The sequence below is a fragment of the Salipiger sp. IMCC34102 genome (assembly GCF_004145405.1).
Taxonomy (GTDB): domain Bacteria; phylum Pseudomonadota; class Alphaproteobacteria; order Rhodobacterales; family Rhodobacteraceae; genus Loktanella.
Window position 1 is genome coordinate 739,017 of record NZ_SELQ01000001.1, and the last position, 22,013, is coordinate 761,029.

Annotated in this window: 20 protein-coding genes; 16 read left to right on the forward strand and 4 right to left on the reverse strand. The window is 65.2% G+C overall.

Annotation, left to right across the window (positions count from 1 at the left end; all coding sequences use genetic code 11):
• Window positions 1-9: 9 nt before the first annotated feature.
• The 3 genes from EU805_RS03760 to EU805_RS03770 form a co-directional block, all read right to left on the reverse strand.
• Window positions 10-1,911, reverse strand: a complete 1,902-nt coding sequence (locus tag EU805_RS03760) for a beta-N-acetylhexosaminidase (protein WP_129762585.1) — start codon at window positions 1,909-1,911, stop codon at window positions 10-12.
• A 12-nt stretch (window positions 1,912-1,923) separates the two neighbouring features.
• Window positions 1,924-2,697, reverse strand: a complete 774-nt coding sequence (locus EU805_RS03765) for an SDR family oxidoreductase (protein WP_129762586.1) — start codon at window positions 2,695-2,697, stop codon at window positions 1,924-1,926.
• 69 nt (window positions 2,698-2,766) lie between these two features.
• A complete protein-coding gene (locus tag EU805_RS03770; RefSeq protein WP_129762587.1) occupies window positions 2,767-3,681 on the reverse strand; it encodes a MurR/RpiR family transcriptional regulator in 915 nt (304 codons plus the stop codon).
• 141 nt (window positions 3,682-3,822) lie between these two features.
• On the opposite strand from EU805_RS03770, the gene EU805_RS03775 reads away from it, so the two are divergent.
• From EU805_RS03775 to EU805_RS03820, 10 genes are all read left to right on the forward strand, one after another.
• Window positions 3,823-4,329 carry a hypothetical protein gene (locus tag EU805_RS03775; RefSeq protein ID WP_129762588.1) on the forward strand — a complete coding sequence of 169 codons (507 nt, stop codon included), beginning with the start codon at window positions 3,823-3,825 and terminating at the stop codon, window positions 4,327-4,329.
• A gap of 2 nt (window positions 4,330-4,331) precedes the next feature.
• A complete protein-coding gene (locus EU805_RS03780) occupies window positions 4,332-5,828 on the forward strand; it encodes a M81 family metallopeptidase (RefSeq protein WP_129762589.1) in 1,497 nt (498 codons plus the stop codon).
• Window position 5,829: 1 nt separating this feature from the next.
• On the forward strand, window positions 5,830-6,918 hold the full coding sequence (locus EU805_RS03785; protein ID WP_129762590.1) for a D-TA family PLP-dependent enzyme: 1,089 nt from the start codon (window positions 5,830-5,832) through the stop codon (window positions 6,916-6,918).
• A gap of 8 nt (window positions 6,919-6,926) precedes the next feature.
• Window positions 6,927-8,066: an N-acetylglucosamine-6-phosphate deacetylase gene (nagA, locus tag EU805_RS03790; RefSeq protein ID WP_129762591.1), complete on the forward strand. Its 1,140-nt coding sequence runs from the start codon at window positions 6,927-6,929 to the stop codon at window positions 8,064-8,066.
• Complete coding sequence (locus EU805_RS03795) at window positions 8,063-8,971, forward strand: ROK family protein (protein ID WP_129762592.1); 909 nt, start codon at window positions 8,063-8,065, stop codon at window positions 8,969-8,971. The genes nagA and EU805_RS03795 overlap by 4 nt, the downstream gene beginning before the upstream one ends.
• Before the next feature lie 155 nt (window positions 8,972-9,126).
• A complete protein-coding gene (locus EU805_RS03800; protein ID WP_129762593.1) occupies window positions 9,127-10,290 on the forward strand; it encodes a Gfo/Idh/MocA family protein in 1,164 nt (387 codons plus the stop codon).
• Window positions 10,287-11,171, forward strand: coding sequence for a carbohydrate ABC transporter permease (locus EU805_RS03805; protein ID WP_129762594.1), 885 nt, complete (start codon window positions 10,287-10,289; stop codon window positions 11,169-11,171). Before EU805_RS03800 ends, EU805_RS03805 begins: the two co-directional genes overlap by 4 nt.
• A gap of 7 nt (window positions 11,172-11,178) precedes the next feature.
• Window positions 11,179-12,096 carry a carbohydrate ABC transporter permease gene (locus tag EU805_RS03810; RefSeq protein WP_255465841.1) on the forward strand — a complete coding sequence of 306 codons (918 nt, stop codon included), beginning with the start codon at window positions 11,179-11,181 and terminating at the stop codon, window positions 12,094-12,096.
• A gap of 27 nt (window positions 12,097-12,123) precedes the next feature.
• Complete coding sequence (locus tag EU805_RS03815; protein ID WP_129762595.1) at window positions 12,124-13,341, forward strand: ABC transporter substrate-binding protein; 1,218 nt, start codon at window positions 12,124-12,126, stop codon at window positions 13,339-13,341.
• Window positions 13,342-13,425: 84 nt separating this feature from the next.
• On the forward strand, window positions 13,426-14,577 hold the full coding sequence (locus EU805_RS03820) for an ABC transporter ATP-binding protein (RefSeq protein ID WP_129762596.1): 1,152 nt from the start codon (window positions 13,426-13,428) through the stop codon (window positions 14,575-14,577).
• A 192-nt stretch (window positions 14,578-14,769) separates the two neighbouring features.
• On the opposite strand, the gene EU805_RS03825 is transcribed toward EU805_RS03820, so the two are convergent.
• Window positions 14,770-15,615: an SDR family oxidoreductase gene (locus EU805_RS03825; RefSeq protein ID WP_129762597.1), complete on the reverse strand. Its 846-nt coding sequence runs from the start codon at window positions 15,613-15,615 to the stop codon at window positions 14,770-14,772.
• A 77-nt stretch (window positions 15,616-15,692) separates the two neighbouring features.
• Here EU805_RS03825 and EU805_RS03830 point away from each other — a divergent pair, with 77 nt between their 5' ends.
• The 6 genes from EU805_RS03830 (at window position 15,693) to EU805_RS03855 (ending at window position 22,010) form a co-directional block, all read left to right on the forward strand.
• The gene (locus EU805_RS03830) at window positions 15,693-16,091 is read left to right on the forward strand and encodes a helix-turn-helix domain-containing protein (RefSeq protein ID WP_129762598.1); all 399 of its coding nucleotides are present in this window, start codon (window positions 15,693-15,695) and stop codon (window positions 16,089-16,091) included.
• 246 nt (window positions 16,092-16,337) lie between these two features.
• Complete coding sequence (locus EU805_RS03835; RefSeq protein ID WP_129762599.1) at window positions 16,338-17,261, forward strand: transcriptional regulator; 924 nt, start codon at window positions 16,338-16,340, stop codon at window positions 17,259-17,261.
• A 90-nt stretch (window positions 17,262-17,351) separates the two neighbouring features.
• A complete protein-coding gene (locus EU805_RS03840) occupies window positions 17,352-18,860 on the forward strand; it encodes an alpha-N-arabinofuranosidase (protein ID WP_129762600.1) in 1,509 nt (502 codons plus the stop codon).
• Between the two features lie 110 nt (window positions 18,861-18,970).
• A complete protein-coding gene (locus EU805_RS03845; protein ID WP_129762601.1) occupies window positions 18,971-20,227 on the forward strand; it encodes an extracellular solute-binding protein in 1,257 nt (418 codons plus the stop codon).
• A 62-nt stretch (window positions 20,228-20,289) separates the two neighbouring features.
• The gene (locus EU805_RS03850) at window positions 20,290-21,171 is read left to right on the forward strand and encodes a carbohydrate ABC transporter permease (protein ID WP_129762602.1); all 882 of its coding nucleotides are present in this window, start codon (window positions 20,290-20,292) and stop codon (window positions 21,169-21,171) included.
• Complete coding sequence (locus tag EU805_RS03855) at window positions 21,168-22,010, forward strand: carbohydrate ABC transporter permease (protein ID WP_129762603.1); 843 nt, start codon at window positions 21,168-21,170, stop codon at window positions 22,008-22,010. The genes EU805_RS03850 and EU805_RS03855 overlap by 4 nt, the downstream gene beginning before the upstream one ends.
• The last annotated feature ends 3 nt before the right edge of the window (window positions 22,011-22,013 follow it).

Below are 22,013 nucleotides of genomic sequence, written 5' to 3' on the forward strand. Positions count from 1 at the left end.
ACTTTCGAATCAAAGGGAGGGGTGCAGGCGGACCTGGCGCGCGAACCGCTGCCAGTCCTTGTGGTCCTTGTGGGTCCAGGCGGCCTCTGCCATCGCGCCGAGGCGCGGGAAGACGAGGTCGTTGAACCAGGCTTTGGTGGTGTAATGCTCGCACCAGATGCAGGCCTGGATCCCGCGCATCCGGTCGCGCAGGTCCTCGGGGAAATCGCCTTCCGCCTCGAAGGTGTAGCTTTGTTCGGGGGAGACCGATCCGGCCCAGCCCGCGCCGTTGTCCAGCCAGTCGTCGGATTGCACCATGTCGAGGTAGTAGGCCTGTCCGGGCGTCATCACGACGCCGTAGCCGTCCCGGGCAAGTTCGATCCCGACGGCGGGATTTTCCCAGGCCATGACGATCGTGTCCTCGGGCGGGACGCCGCCGCCGTGGGCGATCTCGTTCCAGCCGACCATGACCTTGCCGCGCGCGTCCAGCATCGCCTTGATCTTGTGCATGAACCAGCTTTGCAGCTCGAATGTGCCGTCGAGGTCTTCCTGCTCCATCAACTCGCGCGCGCGGGGCGAGCCGAGCCAGGCATTCGGCGCGACCTCGTCGCCGCCGATGTGGATGTAGCGCGACGGAAAGATCTCGACGATCTCGTCGAAGACCTTTTCCAGCATCTCGTAGACGGCCGGCATCGCCGGGTTCAGCGCGTTGTTGAAGAAGCCTTGGACGGAATAATAGGAATCGGGCTCCTCGTCGGGGTCCTTCAACTCGGGCATCGCGGCCAGTACGCAGATCGCGTGGCCCGGCGTCTCGATCTCGGGCATGACCTCGATGCCGAGGCTTGCGGCATGGGCCACGATGTCGCGCATTTCGCCTTGGGTGTAATACTGCCGTTTGGGCTCCGGGCCGTCGCCCAGTTGCGGCAGCATTTCGGACAACTCGGCCCCGCGGGTCGCGCCGGCGTCGGTCAGCTGGGGCAGGGCCTTGATCTCGGCCCGCCAGCCTTCGTCGTCGGTCAGGTGCCAATGGAAGATGTTCAGCTTCTGCCAGGCAAGGATATCGACCACCCGCGCGACGTCGTCGATCTGCCAGAAGTGGCGCGAGACATCGAGGTGACAGCCGCGCCAGTCGTAGCGCGGCGCGTCGGTGATGTGACCCGTTGCGGGGAACTTGTAGTCGGGATCGCTGAAGGCGCCGTGCAGCATCTGCGCCAGCGCGATCAGCCCGTAGCGGCGACCGGCCTCGCCCGCCGCGGTCAGCGTGACCGCGTCGCCGAAATCGAGCCGGTAGCCTTCGGCGGGCAGGCTTTCGTCGGTGGCGAAGCGCAGCGCGCGGCTGCCCGGCACGGTGGACAGCTGGAACAGCCGGCGGGCCTGCGGGAAAAGGCGGCCGTGCAGCGCATCGACCGAGATCATCAGTCGCAGATCGGCGGTGGAGGCACCGGCCGCGTGCAGCAGCACGGGGGCCTCTCCCGGTTCGGCGTCGATCTCGTTGGGCCAGGGCAGAAGGGCGAAGGGGAGCGTCAGCCGCCCTTCGGGCAGGCGTGGCTGCGGCAGGACGGGGGTCATGCCCGCGTGGGTCAGATCGCCCACGACCACGTCATGATGGGTGCCGTCAGAGGTGGTGATCCAGGCCGTCTTGGCCGCGTCGTTGCGATGGAACGGCGAGCGGTTCAACCCCTCGACCGAGAAGCTCCAGCTGTCGCCGCTGGCCAGCGGAGCGGCGTCCTCTGGGGCGAATTCGTGGAAGTTGGCGGCGCGCTTGTGGAAGGTAGCGCCGGTGATCTGATGCTCCGGCATGATGCGCGTGATCGAGGTCAGCGACAGCTTGAAGTCCGACAGCGGTTCGTCCGACAGGTTCGTCAGGGTGATCTGCCAGGTGCCTGCGGGGGCCGGGTCGGGCAGCCATGCGTTCTCGAGGAAATAGGTCATCGGTCGGTCCTGTTATCGGTAATCGTCGGATTGGCTGAAGGTGGCGGCCAGGGCGGGGATGCCGGCCGTCAGGCCGCAATCCACGGGAAGGCAGGTGCCGGTGATCGCCGCGGCGATGTCGGAGGCGAGGAAACCCACCGCCTCGGCCACGTCCTCGGGGCGGACGATCCGGCCCAAGGCATAATGGGCCGCGGCCTCGTCGAAGACGCCCGGATTAGCCTCGGCGCGGGCTTCCCAGGCACGGGTGCGGACGGTGCCGGGGGCCACGGCATTGGCCCGGACGCCGAACTTTCCGTATTCCACCGCGATCAGGCGCGTCAGATGCATCATCCCGGCCTTGGCGGCGGAATAGGCCGGGTGGCCGAAGACCCCCATCCCGTTGACCGAGGAGATGTTGACCACCGATCCGCGCACGGCGATCAACTGCTCGGCCACCGCCTTGAAGGTCAGGAAGCTCGCGTCGAGGTTCAGCGCCCGGTCCGCCTGCCAATCGTCCAGCGTCGTTGCCTGCAGGCTGACCGCCCGGGCGGCGCCTGCGTTGTTCACAAGCGTGCGAAGATCGCCCAGCCCCTTTGCGTGCGACGCCAGCGCCGCGCAGGAGGCGGCGTCGGTCACGTCCATCTCGAATGCGGTGCAGCCCGCGCCGATCTCGGTCGCGGCGGCCTCGGCTCCGGCGATGTCGCGGTCCGCAAGGACGACGCGGTCGTGCTCGCGCAGCAGGCGGCGCGCGATGGCCTGGCCGATATCACCGCTGCCGCCGGTGACGATGGCGACTGTTTCTGCCATGTTCGAAGTTCCCTTGGCGGCGTTGTGAAATCCCGCCGATGCGTCCGCCAACGCACCGGCGGGAAGGGGTCAGTCGCCCAGCATCTGGCTGTCGTCACCTTCGTCGCGGTGGCGGATCAACTCTTCCTTGATGCCGCGCAGAAGGCGCGTGGACCGGGCCCGATCGGCGTAGGCGAAGAGGTTCGCGATGATGTCCACCACCGCGAGCGATGCGAAGCGAGTGGATGTGGCGCGGAAGATGTTTTGCCCCTCGGGCAGGTTCACCGCGACGACGACGTCGGCCACTTCCGCCAGCGGAGAGCCGTCCTGCGTCAGCGCGATCGTCGGGATGCCGCGGCTGCGCAACAGATCGAAGGCGTGGACCAGTTCCTTGTTGCGCCCGGTGAAGGACGACCCAAAGACCACCGTCCCCGGTTCCGCCGAGGCGCAGAGCATCAGGTTCATCGATTGGTCGCTCGACGCGGTGATCCGCGCGCCCAGCCGGAACAGGCGGTTCTGCATCTCGCTCGCGATCATCGAGGAATTGCCGCCAGAGCCGAAGGCGTAGATCATCTGCGCCCCCGTGAGCAGCGTCACGGCCTCCTCGACGCGGGGCAGGTCGAGGGTGCGGTGCATCTCGAACAGGGCGTTCTGCGCCTTGGTGACGATGTCCTCGGCCACCTCTTCGGCGGTGTTGGTGACGGATTCGGGCTTGAGGTAGCGCAGGCCGACGTAAGGGCTCTTGGCCAGTTGCACCTTGAAGTCCGAGAACGAGGTGCAGCCCAGGCGGCGGCAGAATCGCGTCACGGTCGGCGGTGACACGCCCGCCCCCGAGGCGATGTCCGAGATCGAGGCCGTGGTCGCATAATGCACGTCCGCCAGCACGAAGGCCGCCAGCTTCTTTTCCAGCGTCGACAGCTTGCCGTCCTCGTCCGCAAGGCCCACGATCAGATCGGTGGCGCCGGGCAGCCCGGCGATGGGAGAGGTGTCTGGATCGTTGGTCATGGGCTATCCTGTTGCAAGGCCCTGATCCGGGCCGCTCAAGAAATTCATTTTCGTCATTTTGCGGTATTGGGGCATATTCGACTGGATTTTTCCAGTGATTATATCGCAAAGTCGAAATGAATTTCATAAGGCGATGAAAACATGACGGCACGAGACCCCTTCGAGAACCCCTTTGGTGCAGACGACCCCGACCGCGCCGCGATCTGGGAGATGCTGGTCCCCCGCGATATCGACGCCTTCGTCTCGGCCGATTGGTCGGCGGTGGCGGATGATTTCATCACCGACAACTTCACGGCGATCAGCGGGCATTTCCAGTCCGACCCCGACGGTTTCGACATGGCCTACCCCGATCTGGAGGCCTACCGCGACGACTGGCTCAGACAGGCGCGGGACTTCGTCGACCAGCGCGACGCCGGGGTCTATGCAGGCGATCCCCGCCGCGGCATCTTCCACGCGACCCGGCTGGAGGAGATCGAGATTTCGGGCGAGGCGGCCCTGGTGCGCAAGAAGTTCGACGGCGCGCTGCCGCGGGCGGACGGCACCTCGGAGCGGATGAACTGGCAGACGCTCTACTGGTGCCGCAAGGTCGGCGGCCGGTGGAAGATCGCGGGCTTCGTCGGCTACCTGCCGCACGTCCGGGACGCGTAAGGATGGCGGCAAAGCGCATCTTCACCGCCGCCATGGCGACGGAGACGAACACCTTTTCGCCCATCGCGATCGATCGCCGCGCCTTCGAGGAGTCGTTCTACGCCGCCCCCGGCGCGCACCCCGAGACCGCGACGCTTTGCACGGCCCCCATCCCCGTCGGCCGGCGGTTCTGCGCGGCGGAAGGCTGGGAGCTGATCGAGGGCAGTGCCGCCTGGGCCGATCCGGCGGGCCTCGTCTCGGGGCCCGCGCATGTCGGCCTGCGGGACGAAATCCTGGACCAGCTGCGCGCGGCGTTGCCGGTGGATGCCGTCGTGCTGGGCCTGCACGGGGCCATGGTGGCGCAGGGCTGCGACGATCCGGAGGGCGATCTTCTGGCCCGCGTTCGCGAGATCGTGGGTCCGGAAGTCCTGGTCTGCGCGGAGCTCGATCCGCACAGTCACCTGACCGCGAAGCGTGTCGCGGCGGCGGATTTCTTCGTGGTGTTCAAGGAATTTCCCCACACGGATTTCGTCGACCGGGCCGAGGATCTCTGGCGGATCGTCGTGGACACGCTGCATGGGCGCGTCCGGCCCGTCATGTCGACCTACGACTGCCGGATGATCGACATCTTCCCCACCTCGCGCCAGCCCATGCGCGGCTTCGTCGATCGGATGATGCGGATCGAGGCCGAGGATGCCCGCGTGCTGTCGCTCTCCGCCATTCATGGCTTCATGGCGGGCGACGTGCCCGAGATGGGGACCAAGATGATCGCCGTGACCGACGGCGACGCGGCGCTTGGAGCCGAGCTTGCGGAACGGTTGGGGCAGGAGCTCTTCGCCAACCGGGGCCGTCACATGATGCCGGTCCTGAGTGGCGAGGAGGCGGTGGCGCAGGCCATGGCGGCAGAGGTCTTTCCGGTCGTGATCGCCGACATCTGGGACAACCCCGGCGGCGGCACCGCGGGCGATGCAACGGTGGTCCTGAAGGCGCTGATGGCGCGCGGGGCGACCGGCGTCGCCGTCGGCACGATCTGGGACCCGATCGCCGTCGGCCTGTGCACCGCCGCGGGGGTGGGTGGCGTCATGCCGTTGCGCTTCGGTGCGAAATCCGCGCCCGACACCGGCGAGCCGGTCGATGCGCTGGTCCGCGTCGAGGCGGTCGAGCCAGAGGCCGCGATGGTCTTCGGCGAAAGCGTGGTCCCCTTCGGCCCGGCGGCGCTCATCGCCCTGCTCGATGCGACGGGACAGGACACGGGCGTCCAGGTGATCCTGAACACGGTGCGCGCGCAAAGCTACGACCCCTCGCTCTTCACGGCCATGGGCATCGATCCCACGGCGCAGAAGATCCTGGTGCTGAAATCCACCAACCACTTCTACGCGGCCTTCGCGCCGATCGCGGCGAAGATCCTCTATTGCTCTGCCGGCAAGCCCTATCCCAACGATCCCGCGACGAACCCTTACCGCTTTGTGCGGCCCGACATCTGGCCCCGCGTGGCCGATCCCTTTGCGACTGGAGCCTGAGATGGACTTCCCCTGGCCCGATGCGGGCACGCCGCTGTCCGATGTCCTGACCCCCATGCCCGTGATCGACGAGGATCGGCTGGCTGCGAACATCGCCCGGGCGCAGGACTACATGACATCGCACGACCTGCCGTTCCGCCCGCACATCAAGACGCACAAGATCCCCCAGGTCGCGCGCCAGCAGGTGGAGGCCGGGGCCATCGGCATCAACTGCCAGAAGGTGAGCGAGGCCGAGGTCTTTGCAGATGCGGGCTTCGACGACATCCTGATCACCTACAATATCCTCGGCCCCGCGCGGCTTGCGAGACTGGTGGCGCTGAACGACCGGGTGACGACCCTTCGGGTGGTCGCCGACAGCGCGGTCACCGTGGCGGGCCTGTCGAAGGCCGTGGGGCAGGGCAAGCCCCTGCGCGTGCTGGTGGAATGCGACACCGGCGGCGGACGCTGCGGCGTGCAGGGGGCCGAGGCGGCGGTGGCGCTGGCGCAGCGGATCGCGGCGGCCCCCGGACTTCGGTTCGACGGGCTGATGACCTACCCCGCCATCGGCGGCGCGGCAGAGGTCGAGGCCTTCCTGCAGGACGCGATGGCACGGCTCGCGGCGGTGGGCCTCGACTGTCCCGTGCGGTCGAACGGCGGCTCGCCGGACCTCTTCGCGGCGCACCTCGTGCCGAGCGCCACCGAGCACCGTGCGGGAACTTACGTCTACAACGACCGCGCGATGCTGCGGGCGGGCGAATGCGGTGCACAGGACATGGCGATGGAAATCCTCGCCACCGTCGTCTCGCGTCCGACGGCCGACCGGGCCGTGCTCGATTCGGGCTCGAAGGCGCTGACCTCCGACCTGCTGGGGTTCGAGGATCACGGCACGATCCCGGCGCTGCCGGGTGCGCGGATCGTCTCTCTGTCGGAAGAGCACGCGGTGGTCGACCTGACGGACTGCGGGGCGGATCGCCCAGGCGTCGGCGCTCAGATTCGGATCGTGCCGAACCACGCCTGCGTGGTGTCGAACCTGTTCGACCGCATGGTCTTTCATCGCGACGGTATCGTCACGCGGGTGCTGCCCGTCGCGGCGCGCGGCACGGTGTGGTAACCGACCCCATGACCATGACGACCGCCTATCACGCGCCACGCATCTTCGACGGGACCGAATGGCACGACGAGGCCGCGCTTCTTGTCGCGGACGGGTGCGTCACGGGGATCGTTCCGCGGGCCGAGGCGCCGGAGGGCGAGGTGCTGGAGCATCCGTTGGTGCCGGGGTTCGTCGATCTTCAGGTCAACGGCGGCGGCGGCGTGCTGTTCAACAACACCCCCTCCACTGACGGGATCGCCGCGATCTGCGATGCGCATGCCCGCTTCGGCACCACCTCGACCATGGTCACCCTGATCACCGACACCGCAGAGGTCACGGGCCGGGCCGTCGCGGCGGCGCGCGCCGCCCGCCACCCCGGCTTCCTCGGCCTGCACCTCGAAGGGCCGCACCTTGCCCTGTCCCGCAAGGGTACGCACGATCCGGCCCTCATCCGTCCGATGGATCCGGAGGATCTGCAGGTGCTGACGGATGCGGCGCAGGGGCTGGACCGGATGATCTCCACCGTGGCACCCGAAACGGTCACGCCCGCGCAGATCGCGACGCTGGCGAAAGCCGGCGTGGTTGTGAGCCTCGGTCATTCGGATTGCGACATGGGCGTGGCCCGGGCCGCCGCCGATGCTGGTGCCACGATGGTCACGCACCTTTTCAACGCGATGAGCCAGCTGGGGCACCGGTCCCCGAACCTCGTCGGTGCGGCGCTGGACGACGGGCGGCTTTGGGCCGGGCTGATCGCCGATGGCTTTCACGTCGACCCCACGGCGCTGCGCATCGCCTTGCGGGCGAAGGCGGGGCCGGCGGGTCTGTTCCTAGTGTCCGATGCCATGTCGACCGTGGGGACCGACGCCAGCGAGCTGATCCTGAACGACCGGCGCATCCTGCGAAAGGGCGGTCGGCTGACGCTTGAAGACGGCACGCTCGCGGGCGCCGACATCGCGCTGGTCGATGCGGTACGTTACCTTCACCTGACCCTCGGCGTCGCGCTGGGGGAGGCGGTCACGCTGGCCTCCGCCGCGCCGGCGGCGGCGATGGGGCTGAGTGATCGCGGTCATCTGCGGCCCGGGGCGCGTGCCGATTTCACCTGTCTTACGCCGGGGATCGAGGCCGTTGGAACGTGGATCGCGGGCCGCCGCGCGGACGCCGCGGCATGATCCTGTGCTGCGACATCGGCGGAACCGCCATCAAGCTGGCCGAGGCGCGGAGTCCCGATGATCTGGTCCTGAAGGCGCGCATTCCGACGCCCACGCAGGACTTCGATGCCTTCGTCAAGGTGCTGCGCGACGCCATCGCCGCGGCATCCGCGCCGCCCGCGGCGATCGCCTTCTCTCTCGCCGGTGTCGTCGAGCCGGGCACGGGGGTGGCCACGATGGCCAACATTCCCTGCCTGACCGGTCGACGGCTCGAGGATGATCTCACCGCGGCCCTCGGGCTGCCGGTGATACTGGCGAACGATGCGGATTGTTTCGCGCTGGCCGAGGCGGAGCTTGGCGCCGGTCGGGGACATGAGGTCGTCTTCGGCCTGATTCTGGGCACCGGTGTCGGCGGTGGCGTCGTCGTGCGGGGGCAACTGGTAAACGGGGCCGGGTTCGCGGGCGAGATCGGGCACGGTCCGGTGGCGGCGCGGATCCTCGACGACCTTGGCGTCACCTTGCCTGCCATTCCCTGCGGTTGCGGATTGACGGGGTGTCTCGACGTCGTCTGCTCCGCCCGCGGAATGGAGCGCCTGCACCTTCACCTGCACGGGCGGGCGGCAGACAGCCGCGAGATCGTCGCGGGCTGGCAGGCCGGGGAGCCGGACGCGGGCCTCACCATTGCCGCCTGGCTGGAGGTCCTGTCCGGCCCGCTTGCCATGGTCGAGAACGTACTTGGGGCCGGGATCATCGCGGTCGGCGGCGGGCTGTCCACTGCACCCGACCTGATCGCGGCCCTCGACGTCGCGGTGCGCGCAAAGATTCTCCGGCGGTTCGACAGGCCCCTGGTCGTGCCGGCGCAATGCATCGTCGAACCGGGACTGATCGGGGCCGCGATCCTGGGTCTGTCACTGGCATCCCGTTAACGCATCAGGATTTGTCCTGAGGCAAAAAAGGGCAACATTTGTGAAAATGAATTACAGGGTTCCCGGCTGATTGAAAAAATATGCGGAAATAACTTGACGTAAACGCCATGTAACGGCCAACATCAGAAAATGAATTTCGTTTGTGGAGTCGTGGCATGAAGGTCGCCATCATCGGTTTGGGGTATCGCCTGGGATACCTCGGTCACGTCTTCAACGAGATGGATCCCGACTTCGAAATCGTCGGGTTTCACGACCCCGAACCGGCCGGAATGACCGTTCTGGACGAACACGGCATCAGCCCGGGACTGCAGCACGCCTCGCCCGAAGAGCTGGTGAAGGCGGGCGGATACGACCTGCTGATGATCGGCTCGCCAAATCACCTGCACCTCGATCACATCCGGCTGGGGCTGGAGGCGGGCAACAAGATCTTCAGCGAGAAGCCCATCGTCTCGACCATCGAGCAGACCTTCGCCCTGGCCGAGCTCATGGCGAAACACGGACCGGAACGTCTGCTCGTGGGGCTGGTGCTGCGCTACGCGCCGCTCTACCGCGACCTGATCAAGGCGCGCGACGACGGGTTGCTGGGCAAGATCGTCTCTGTCGAGGCGGCGGAGCACATCTATCCCTATCACGGCGCCTTCTTCATGCGCGACTGGCGCCGCTACGAGAAATGGTCCGGCAGCTTCATGCTGGAAAAATGCTGCCATGACCTCGACCTCTACAACGGTCTGATCGGCGCGCGGCCCGAACGGGTGGCCAGCTTCGGCGGGCGCAAGACCTTCGTGCCGGAAAACGATCCGCGGTCCGAGGGCGTCAACGACATGAGCCTTTTCCACCGCAAACCTTCGGGCTGGAACGGGTCGGACAAGGTCTTCGACAATGACGGGGACATCATCGACTACCAGGTGGCGATCATCGAATACGCCAATGGTGTCGGCATGAACTTCCACACCAACCTGAATGCGCCCGACCAGTTTCGCCGCTTCGCCGTCTTCGGCACCAAGGGCCAGGCGGAAGGCGACTTCATCAGGGCGGACTTCAAGGTCACCGATGTTCTGACGGAGGCGACCACCATCGACAAGACCTACCAGGCCACCGCCCTTTCCCAGCACTACGGCGCGGACGAGACGATGGCCGCCGAGGTCGTGGCACACGTCATGAAGGATGGACCGCTGCCGGTCTCGCCGCTCGACGCGCTCGAGGCCGGTATCCTCGCGCTGACGATGGACGATGCGCGGCGCAGCCGGCAGGTGATCGACATGCGCCCGATCTGGGACCGCTACGACGAGGCGCTGACCCGCAAGGGAGCCGTCGCATGACCCAATCGCGCGCCGCATGGTATTTCGCCTGGGCGCTTCTGGCGCCGGCGATCCTCTACGTGCTGGTCATTGTGGCCTGGCCGCTGGTCGAGACCGTCCGGCTGTCGTTCACCGATGCCTCGTTGCGCAAGACGGTGAATTACGTCGGATGGGAGAACTACACCCGGATCTTCGACCGCGACTTCGCGGAGATCATCCTGCGCACCTTCACCTGGACGTTCTTCTCGGTCCTGCTGAAGATGGTGATCGGCATGTTCGGCGCGGTCTTGCTGAACTGCGCGGTGCCGGGGCGGAACCTCTTTCGGATCCTGACGATGCCGCCGTGGATCGTGCCCATGGCGATCGGCATCTTCATGTGGGGCTGGATGTACAACGGCCAGTTCGGGATGATCTCCGGCCTGTTGCAGCGGTTCGGCTTCGTCGACGGACCCGTGGCCTTCCTAGCCTACGGCAACACCGCCTACTGGGCGACGATCGTTACCGATGTCTGGATCGGCGTGCCGATGGTCACGATCTATTTCCTGGCCGCGATCCAGGCCATTCCCCGCGACCTCTACGAGGCCGCCTGGACTGATGGAGCAAGCCGCTGGTACCGCTTCCGCCGGATCACGCTGCCACTGATGGCGCCCGCGATCATCACCATGTCGATGTTGTCGCTGATCGCCACGTTCAACAGTTTCGACATCATCTGGATCCTCACGCAGGGCGGCCCCTCGGGATCGACCACGACGATGATCATCGACACCTACCAGACCGCGATCGGGTCGAAGAAATACGGGCAGGGCGCCGCACGGGCCGTCGTGATCTGCATCTTCCTGTCGCTGTTCTGCATCGCCTACTTCCGCATGACCCGCAAACTGTCCCGCCAGGAAAAGGTCTGAGCCCGCCATGATGAACCCAGCCCGCCGTGCCACCCGCATCCTGACACTGGCCAATCCCTTCTCGAAGCGGACCCGGACGAGCGCCATGATGGACCGCTACACCTGGTTCGAGGTCGTGCTGATCTACCTTGGGATCTTCGTCTTCCTGGCCTTCATGCTGGCCCCCTTCGTCGAAGGGTTCCTGGTCAGCCTCAAGCCGCTGTCGCAGCTCTTCTCCACGCCCTACAACTTCTGGCCGGAGAACGCCTCGTTCGAGGCCTATGTGACCATGTGGGATCGGATCCCCTACTTCGCGCTCTACATCTTCAACTCGCTGCTGATCGCGACGGCGGCGACGCTCATCGTGCTGGTCCTCGTGGTGCCGGCGGCCTATGCCTTCGCGCGGTTCAGCTTCAAGGGCATGCCGCTGTTGCTGGGGGCGTTCCTCGCGGTGTCGATGTTCTCGGGCGCGGTGCTGCTGATCCCGCTCTTCCGGCTGATGCGCACGCTGGGGATCCTGAACACCTACTGGGCGATGATCATCCCCGGGGCGGCCTTCCTGATCCCCTCGGCGATCTGGCTGTTGCGCACCTACATGATGCGGATCCCGCCCGAGCTGAACGAGGCGGCCTACATGGACGGCGCGTCGCAGTTCTACACCTTCCGCCGGGTGATCCTGCCTCTGGCGCGCCCGGGCATCATCGTGGTGGCGATCATGACCTTCATCGGCGCCTATGCGCAGCAGTTCATCTTCGCGCTGACGTTCAACTCGAAAACGGAATTCATGCCGTTGCCGGTGGGGCTCTTCGCCTTCTTCGGCCGGCAGGAGGTCGTCTGGAACGAATTGATGGCGGCCAGCTTCGTGGGGATCGCCCCCGCGCTGGTCATCATCTTCTTCCTGCAACGCTATCTCGTCGGCGGGCTGACCGCCGGGGCGATAAAATAACAAACCATCCAACAAGGAGAGTTCGACATGACCACACCCGTCCAGAAAAGCCTGATCGGCGTGATGCTGGCCTCGACGACGGCGCTGCCCGCCTTCGCCGAGGACATCAGCTGGATCTACTGCGGCGACAGCATCGACCCGGTGCACGAGCAGTACATCGCCGAATGGGAAGCCGAGAACGAAGGCTGGACCGTCACCCCCGAGGTCGTCGGCTGGGCCCAGTGCCAGGACAAGGCCACCACGCTGGCCGCCGCGGGCAGCCCCGTCGCCATGGCCTACGTGGGCTCGCGCACGCTCAAGGAATTCGCCCTGAACGAGCTGATCGTGCCGGTGCCGATGTCCGAGGAGGAGCAGGCTGAGTACTACCCCAACATCGTCGAGACGGTGACCTTCGAAGGCACCCAGTGGGGCGTGCCGATCGCCTTCTCGACCAAGGCGTTCTACTGGAACAAGGGCATCTTCGAGGAAGCCGGCCTCGACCCCGAAACGCCGCCCGCCACCTGGGAAGAGACGATCGACTTCGCCCGTCAGATCACCGAGAACACCGACAAGGCGGGTTACGGTCTTCCGGCGAAGACAATGGACAACACCATGCACCAGTTCCTGCATTGGGTGTACACCAACAACGGTCAGATCATCGACGCCGACGGCAACATCGTCATGGACAGCCCCGAAGTGCTGGCCGCCCTTGAGGCCTACCAGGACATCACGCCCTATTCGGTCGAAGGCGCCACCGCCTACGAGCAGAACGAGATGCGTGCCATCTTCCTCGACGGGTCCGTGGGCATGATCCAGACCTCCGTCGGGGCGGCCTTCCTGCTGGAGGACACCGACATCGACTGGGGTGTGGCCGATCTGCCGCTGGGCCCCGATGCCGAAGGTCCGGGCACGCTGTTGATCACCGACAGCCTCGCGATCTTCGACGGCACCGGGGTCGAGGACAAGGCGATCGAATTCGCCAAGTTCATCACCTCGCCCGAAGTACAGGAAGCTTATGAAGCGGGCGGTGCGGCCAGTCTGACGCCGCTGCGTCCGGGTCAGGCCGTGGACGACATGCTGGCGGCCGGGCCGTACTGGCAGCCGTTCATCGACGGCATCGAGTTTGGCGGACCCGAGCCGCTGTTCACCGACTACAAGGGCTTCCAGAATGTCATGATCGAGATGGTGCAATCGGTCGTGACCGGCGCGGCCGAGCCGCAGGAGGCGTTGTCCGACGCCGCCGGGGAACTCGAAGAGTACAAGTAAGACCAAGCGTGCCCGGCCCCCGGGGTCGGGCACGCCTTCAACTGCCCATCGCGGCCATACCCAGAATTTCGCAGGAGACCCGCCTTGGGCCAGCTATCCCTCAAGCAGATCACGAAGACGTTCGGGACCTTCGAGGTCGTGAAGGACGTGTCGCTTGACGTCCACGAAGGTGAATTCATGGTCTTCGTCGGGCCGTCGGGTTGCGGCAAGTCCACCTTGTTGCGCATGATCGCGGGGCTGGAACACACCACGGACGGCGACATCGTCATCGACGGCAAGCGGGTCAACGACCTGGCGCCCGTCGACCGCGGCATCGCCATGGTGTTCCAGTCCTACGCGCTCTACCCGCACATGTCCGTCTTCGAGAACATCGCCTTTCCCCTCCGCGTCGAAGGCGCGCCCGCGTCCGAGATCAAGTCCAAGGTCGAATCCGCGGCCCAAATCCTGCACCTGGAGAACCGGCTCGACCAGCGCCCCGGCAACCTGTCGGGTGGCCAGCGTCAGCGGGTCGCGATCGGCCGGGCCATCGTGCGCGAACCAGAGATCTTCCTGTTCGACGAGCCATTGTCGAACCTCGACGCGGCCCTGCGCGCCGACATGCGCATCGAGCTTACACGCCTGCACAAGCAGCTTGGCGCCACGATGATCTACGTCACGCACGACCAGATCGAGGCGATGACGATGGCCAACCGCATCGTCGTGCTGAACGCAGGCGACATCGCCCAGGTCGGTGCGCCGCTCGAGCTTTACCACAAGCCGCAGAACACCTTCGTCGCGGGCTTCATCGGCAACCCGCGCATGAATTTCCTGCCCGTCACCTGCAAGGAGGTGACGGACACGGGCGTGACGGTCGATTTCAACGGCCAACGCCTGCATGTCGAGGTCGAGGCCCCGCCCAGCCGGCGGTCGCAGCTTGCCGGTGCGCCGCTTACGCTGGGCGTCCGGCCAGAGCATATCACCCTCGGCGGCGGGAACGCGTCGATGACCGTAACCCCCTCGGTGATGGAATATCTCGGTCAGAATACCATCGGCTACGCACCGCTGCCCGACCGGGAGGAGACGTTCTGCTTCGTCCTGCCGGGCACGCAAACCGTTCCGGCGGAAACCCCGATCGACGTGACCTTCTCGACCGCCGATTGCCACCTCTTCGATTCCGACGGCCGGGCGCTGCCGCGGCGTGCGAATACGGCGGACCTCGGGGCCCCGGCGCTTCAGATCGAGCGCCCGACGGCCTGAGTAGAGGGCTGGGCCTGCCGCCCCGCCTTTCAAGACGAACGCGTGCCGGTATTCCCGGTCATCGCAGGTGCCGGCGGCGGTCGTCCCGAGTCTTGCCGACGCGCAAATATCAGGCCTGTCGAGACAGATCCTGTCTTCGGCCCGCCCCGCTTGGATCGCTCGGGCGCGAAGCGGGGCAAGCCATGTTCGGTGTCAGGACAATGCGTCCTTGACCGAGGCCGACATCGGCGTCGTCGGGCGACCGATGAGGTGCGAGAGCGTTCCGCTTTCGTCGTGCAAGGCGCCCTTTGCGGCCGCGGTGTCCGCACCGGCGATCATCCCGGCGACCGGCCCGGGCAGACCGGCGTCGCGCAGGGCGTTTGCATATTCATCCTCCGTCATGTCGACGTAAGGGATATCCTTGCCGGTCTGGCGCGAGATTTCTGCAGCCAGTTCCGTCAGGGTGTAGGCCCGGTCGCCTGCCAGCTCGAAGGTCCGGCCTTCAAGGCCGGGATCCGTTGCCACCACGCCGGCGGCCTCGGCGAAATCCTCGCGGCTGGCGGTCGAGAGTTTCGCATCCCCCGCAGCCCCGATGAAGGCACCGTTCTCGACGGCCGGAGGCACTGATCCGGTGTAATTCTCGGTGTACCAGCCGTTGCGCAGCAGCGTGACGGTCAGGCCGCTGTCGGCCAGCATGGACTCGGTCGCGCGATGTTCGGCGGCCAGGTCCAGCGGCGAGGTGTCGGCATGCAGGACGCTGGTGTAGATGACGTGACGTACGCCGGCGGCCTTGGCCGCGTCGATGACGTGGCGGTGCTGGGTTTCGCGTTGGCCGATCTCGCTGCCGGAGATGAGCAGGAGCGTGTCGACCCCGTCGAGCGCGGGCGCCAGGGTGTCGGGCTTATCGTAGTCGAAATGGCGCGTCTCGACCGAAAGATCCTGCGCCTTCTCGGTATCGCGCACGAGCGCCACGACGGGCGTCTGCGCGCCCCGGTCGCGAAGCTTTTGCAAGACGAGCCGTCCGAGTTGTCCGGTCGCGCCGGTGATTGCGAGTGTCATGGTTTGTCCTTTCGTCTGTCTGCTGACGGAGCTAAAAGAGCCGCGACCGTTTTGGAAGTACGCACGAAAGGGTAAGTATGGAAAAAGGTGCAAAGCCCGGTGGGCGGATCGACGAGCCGCCCGCATTTTCCCGCGGCGATCTTCTTTCGCCGAAATGTCCCTCCCGGCAGATCCTGACCCATATGACCAGCCGCTGGGGCGGATTGACGCTCTTCGCCCTCGGGCCGGAGCCGCAGCGGTTCGGAGCCCTGCGTCGTAGGATCGGCGGTATCAGCGAGCGGATGCTGTCTCAGACCTTGAAGCAACTGACCGCCGACGGTCTGGTGGCGCGTATCTCTCATGAGACAGTCCCGCCGCACGTGAGATACCGCCTCACCCCGCTGGGCGAAGAGGCGGCGGGTAAGCTGGGCGTTCTTGCCGACTGGATCGAGGAGAGCCTGCCGCGCCTTCTGCAAGGCCGAACCGCGACCGACTAGAGCGCGCTGAGGGACGCGCCGTGGTCCGGGCCGCCGGTCCGGGTTCTGGATTCGTGGTCGCAGCAGTAATGCGCAAGGTATTACGATGCTTGCCCCTTGGGTTGATCATGGGCCGAAAGCGGTCGCCTCTTGGGGATAAGCATCACCATTTGTCGGCCTTCCAGGGCGTCCGTTTGGAGATTCCGGTTTTTTCATACCCGATTTATTGATACGTATGTCGCATTCAGCAAGCTTGCGGGCGGTTTCATGTCGAATAAATTTCTGGTCGTCGATCCCCTGGACCAACTCGATGTCATCAAGGGGTTGGCCAGCAAGGTGCGTGTGCAGATCATCCGCCTGCTGGAGGCGAAGGGCCCGCTCAACGTCAACCGGGTCGCGGAAGAACTGGATCTGCCGCAGTCGACGATCTCCTCGAACCTGCAGATCCTCGAGAAGGTGAACCTGGTCCGGACCCGGACCGAAAAGGCTCGCAAGGGCAGTCAGAAGATCTGCGAGTCGGTGTTTTCGGAAATCCTCATCGGCTTCAAGGATGCGCCGGTCGAAGGCGAAGACGACGGAATGGAGGTTTCCATGCCGATCGGGCTCTATACCCGGTGCGAGGTTTCGGCGCCCTGTGGGTTGTGCGGCCCCGACGGCGTCATCGGACTTCTGGACGTGCCCGACACCTTCCTCGAGCCGGATCGCATGAAGGCGGGGCTCTTGTGGTTCACGCGCGGCTTCGTGGAATATCAGTTCCCGAACAATCTCAAGTTGTTGAATCAGAAGCCCAAGGCACTCGAATTTTCCCTGGAACTGTCGTCGGAGGTGCCTGGGACCAGCGCCGACTGGCCGTCCGACATCTCGCTGGCGGTCAACGGGATCGACGTGGCCACCTGGACATCGCCCGGGGACTTCGGGGACAAGCGCGGCGTCTACACGCCCGACTGGTGGAAGCTGAGCGGGTCGCAATACGGCAAGCTCAAGAACTGGCGCATCAACGGGATGGGAAGCTTCGTCGACGGGGTCCGCGTGTCCGAGGTGACGCTGGGCGATCTGGCGCTGGACAATCACCGGTCCATCCGCATGCGCATCGGGGTGCGCGACGACGCCGATCATCCCGGCGGCATGAATATCTTCGGCCGAGGATTCGGCAACTACGACCAGGACATCGTGATGCGTCTTCGGACGTGATCTTGCCCATTGACAGGGGGGCATCAATCCGTGACGGTACCCATAAATCCGGTATGAACCTGATACCCGGATACGAATGGGGAGGGGGTCATGAAGGCCAAGGTCACCGCGCATGCGCGCTATACGATTTCGGAAATCGACAAGCGGCTTTACGGTTCGTTCCTCGAACACATGGGGCGGGCTGTCTACACCGGCATCCATGAGCCCGGTCATCCGACGGCCGACGGCACGGGCATGCGACAGGACGTCCTGAACCTGGTCCGCGAACTGGATACGCCGATCTGCCGCTATCCGGGCGGCAACTTCGTCTCCGCTTACAATTGGGAGGACGGGATCGGCCCGAAGGAAGACCGTCCCGTGCGCCTCGATCTTGCCTGGCGCACCAGCGAATCCAACCAGGTCGGCATACACGAATTCGCCGATTGGGCCGAACGGGCCAATACCGAGATGATGCTGGCCGTGAACCTCGGCTCCCGCGGGCTGGATGAAGCGCGGGCCTTCCTGGAATACGTGAACCATCCCGGCGGGACCTACTGGTCGGACCTGCGCAAGCAGAACGGTCGTGCCGCGCCCTGGGGGGTGAAAACCTGGTGCCTGGGCAACGAGATGGACGGCCCCTGGCAGGTTGGCCACAAGTCGGCGGAGGAGTACGGCCACCTTGCAAACGAAGTCGCCAAGGCCATGCGAGGCTACCAGAGCGACCTGGAACTGGTGGTCTGCGGCTCCTCCGGCCCCGGCATGGACACCTATCCCCAGTGGGAAGCGACGGTGCTGGAGCACACCTACGAGAACGTCGACCTGATCTCGCTGCACATGTATTTCGAGAACTACGAGAAGAACACCGCAGAATACCTGGCCCTGCCCGAGAAACTGGATCGCTACATCGGTACGATCGCGGGCACGATCGACTTCATCAAGGGCAAGAAGCGCGCCAAGCACGATGTGAAGATCTCCTTCGACGAGTGGAACGTCTGGTACCACAACCGCAAGGACGACATGGAGAAGCTGTCCAAGTGGGACTGGCCCTTCGCGCCGCCGCTGCTGGAGGACGTCTACAATTTCGAGGACGTGCTGCAGGTGGGCTGCATCCTGAACACCTTCATTCGCCGCTCCGACGTGGTGCGCGTGGCCTGCATCGCGCAGCTGGTGAACGTGATCGCGCCGATCATGACGGCACCCAACGGCGACGCCTGGCGGCAGACGATCTTCTGGCCGTTCAAGTTCGCATCCGCCCACGGGCGTGGCACGGCGCTGCGGCTGGACGTGGACTGCGCGGGTTACGGCTCCGACGTGTCCGACAACGTCTCCTACCTCGATATCTCGGGCGTGCACGATACGGAGGAGGGGGCGCTGACATTCTTCGCCGTCAATCGCCACGGCGAAGAGGCGCTGGAGGTCGACGTCGCGATCGAGGGCTTCGGCGCGGTCGGGTCGGTCGAACATACGCTGATCAAGCACGACGATCTGGAGGCGACGAACACGCAAGAGGCGCCTGACACCGTGTCGCCGCGGACGGGCGACGGGGCGCGGTTGGAGGACGGCAAGCTGACGCTGACCTTGCCGCCCTACAGCTATTCGATGTTCCGGGTCCACCTCTGACACGGCGTACCGGTCTTTTGGGTACGTATCAGTATTTCGTTGGCGCGAATCGACTGGTCCTGTACCTTTTTCACGCGGTCTGGAGGGGCCGCCAACCTGGAGGAATTACAATGAACAAGTTCTTGGCAATCGCGACCGCATCCGTGGTGGCATCCGCCGCGCAGGCTCAGGAAACCGTGGTCTGGTGGGATTTCCTGGCGGGCGGCGACGGCGTGCGCATGAAGCAGATGATCGAAGACTTCAACGCGGCCCACGAAGGGGAGATCGTGATCGACGCGACCACCCTGGAGTGGGGCGTTCCCTATTACACCAAGGTGCAGACATCCGTCGCCGTTGGCGAAGCCCCCGACATCATGACCTATCATTCCAGCCGCATCCCCTTGGCCATCGATCAGGGCTTGCTGCAGGAGCTGACACCCGCGGATTTCGAGACGATGGGCCTTGGGGAGGACGATTTCGCGCCGTCGATCTGGGACGCGGTCTCGGCCGACGGCGCGCAATACGGCATGCCGCTCGATACGCATCCGATCGTGCTCTATTACAACAAGGACGCACTGGAAGAGGCCGGTCGCCTGACCGAGGACGGCCTGCCGATGGGGCTCGACTCCCGCGAAGGCTTCACGCAGACGCTGCAGGCGCTGCAGGACAGCGGCTCGGTCAACTTCCCGCTCGCCTCGGTCACGGCGGACGGCAACTTCATGTTCCGCACGATCTATTCGCTGATGGGTCAGCAGGGCGGCGAGTTGATGACCGATGGCGAATTTCTGGCCGGCGACAACCCCCAAAAGCTGGAGAACGCGCTGACCGTCCTGCAGGAATGGACCAACGCGGGGTTCCAGTCGACCTACACGGACTACCCCGCAACCGTGGCGCTCTTCACCAACGGCGAAGCCGGGATGATGATCAACGGCGTCTGGGAAGTGCCCACGATGATCGACCTCGAAGCCGAGGGGAACCTGTTCAACTGGGGCGCGGTCGAACTGCCGGTCATCTTCGATCAGCCCGCGACCTATTCCGACAGCCACGTCTTCGCGATCCCCGCGGGCAACGACATGTCCGAGGAAAAGCGCGCCGCGGTGCTTGAGGTGATGTCGTGGTTCTCGAACAATTCGCTGTTCTGGGCGACGGCCGGCCATATCCCGGCCAACAACAGCGTTCAGGGCACGGATGAATACCAGGCGATGGAGCCCAACGCGACCTACTCGTCCCTGACGGAGAACATGATCTACGATCCCAAGACGCCGCTGGCCGGTGTCGCCGGACCGATCTTCGACGTGATGTCGACCTACTTCGTCCCGACCTTGAACGGCGAAATGGACCCGTCCGAGGCGGTGGAAGAGATCACCTACGAACTCAACGACATGTAAGCTGATGCGGTCGGGGCGGGCCCGCGCCCGCCCCGGTCCAAACCTGGCAAGAGGGCCATGTCGTGCTGCGCAATACGAAGAAGGAATGGCTGATCGCCTATATCCTCGTCGCCCCCTTCGTGGCGATCTACGGGCTGATCTTCGTCTATCCCACGGTCGACATGTTCATCCTGTCCTTCCAGGATGCCCCGTTGATCGGCACCGGCGACTTCGTCGGAACGGAGAACTACGAGCGCCTGCCGCGTGACCGCCGCTTCAACACCGCCTTCTGGAACACGGCCTATTTCGTGGCGCTCACGGTCATTCCGGGCACATTGGTGGCGCTCGCCATCTCGCTGGGGGTGACGCGCCTGTCGGGACGGTTGCAGTCGCTTGTGTTGGCGCTGTTCTTCCTGCCCTACATCCTGCCCGTCTCGGTCGTGTTCCGGATCTGGGACTGGACGATGAACTTCCAGTTCGGCATCGCGATGCACCTGCTCGATGCATTGGGCCTCGAACGGGTTCCCGTCTTCCAGACAAGCACCTTCTTCATGCCGGCGGTGGCCTTCGTCACGATCTGGTGGACCTGCGGTTTCTCGGTGCTGCTGTTCCTCGCGGGCCTGCGTGCGATCCCGCAAGAGATCTACGAGGCCGCGTCGCTCGACAACACCTCGCGCTGGCGCACCTTCCGCCACCTGACCTGGCCGCTGCTGTGGCCGATCACGGCGCTGGTGCTGACGATCCAGCTGATCCTGCAGCTCAAGATCTTCGACCAGGTCTACCTGTTCAGCCAGGGCGGGCGGCCGAACGACAACCTGGTGATGGTCTACTACATCTTCCAACGCGCCTTCGTGAACAACCAGGGCGGGCGGGCCGCGGCCATCGCCGTCGTGCTGTTCATCATGGTCATCATCATCGCGGCCCTGAACTTCCAGCTCATGCGACTGTCGGAGCGCAACAAATGACCCCGAAAACAGTCAGGCGCGTGAACTGGATCGGCGGCATCACGACCGTCCTGACCGTGGTCATCGCGGTGCTCTGGGCCTTCCCGCTCTACTGGGGCATCGTCAGTTCCCTCAAGCCCGAGAACGAGGTCGTCCGCCCCTTCATCGAGCTTTGGCCCGACACGCTGACCTTCCGGCACTACTGGTTCGCCCTGACCGAGACGCAGATCGGAGCATGGTATCTCAACTCCATCGTGACGTCGCTGGGGGTGACGGTGGTGACGGTGACCACGTCGCTTTTCGCGGGCTACGCGCTGTCGCAATTGCGGTTTCCGGGCCGGACGATCCTGTGGTGGCTGATCCTGGCCAGCTTCATGGTCCCCACGCAGGTGCTGATCATCAACCACTTCGTGCTGATGGCGGACATGGGGCTCTTGAACAGTTGGGCCGGGATCATCCTGCCGCAGTTGATCCACCCGGTCATCATCATCGTCTACAAGCAGTTCTTCGACCAGGTCCCCAAGGACTTCCGGGAAGCCGCCGCCATGGACAACGCCAGCGAATGGAACGTGCTGTTCCGGATCTACATCCCGATGAACTGGGGCGTCACCACGGCCCTGTCCATCGTCACCTTCATCTGGGCGTGGAACGCCTTCCTGTGGCCATTCCTCGCCGTCACCAAGACCGAGATGATGACGATCACCGTCGGCATCACGCAGGTCTTCGATGCCTTCGGGGTCTACTACGCCCGGCAGCTCTCGGCCGCGGTTCTGGCGGGCTTCCCGGTGGCGCTGGCGTACCTGCTGTTCCAGCGCAAGGTGACGCAGGCCATCACGCTGAGCGCGGGGATCAAGGGATGACCG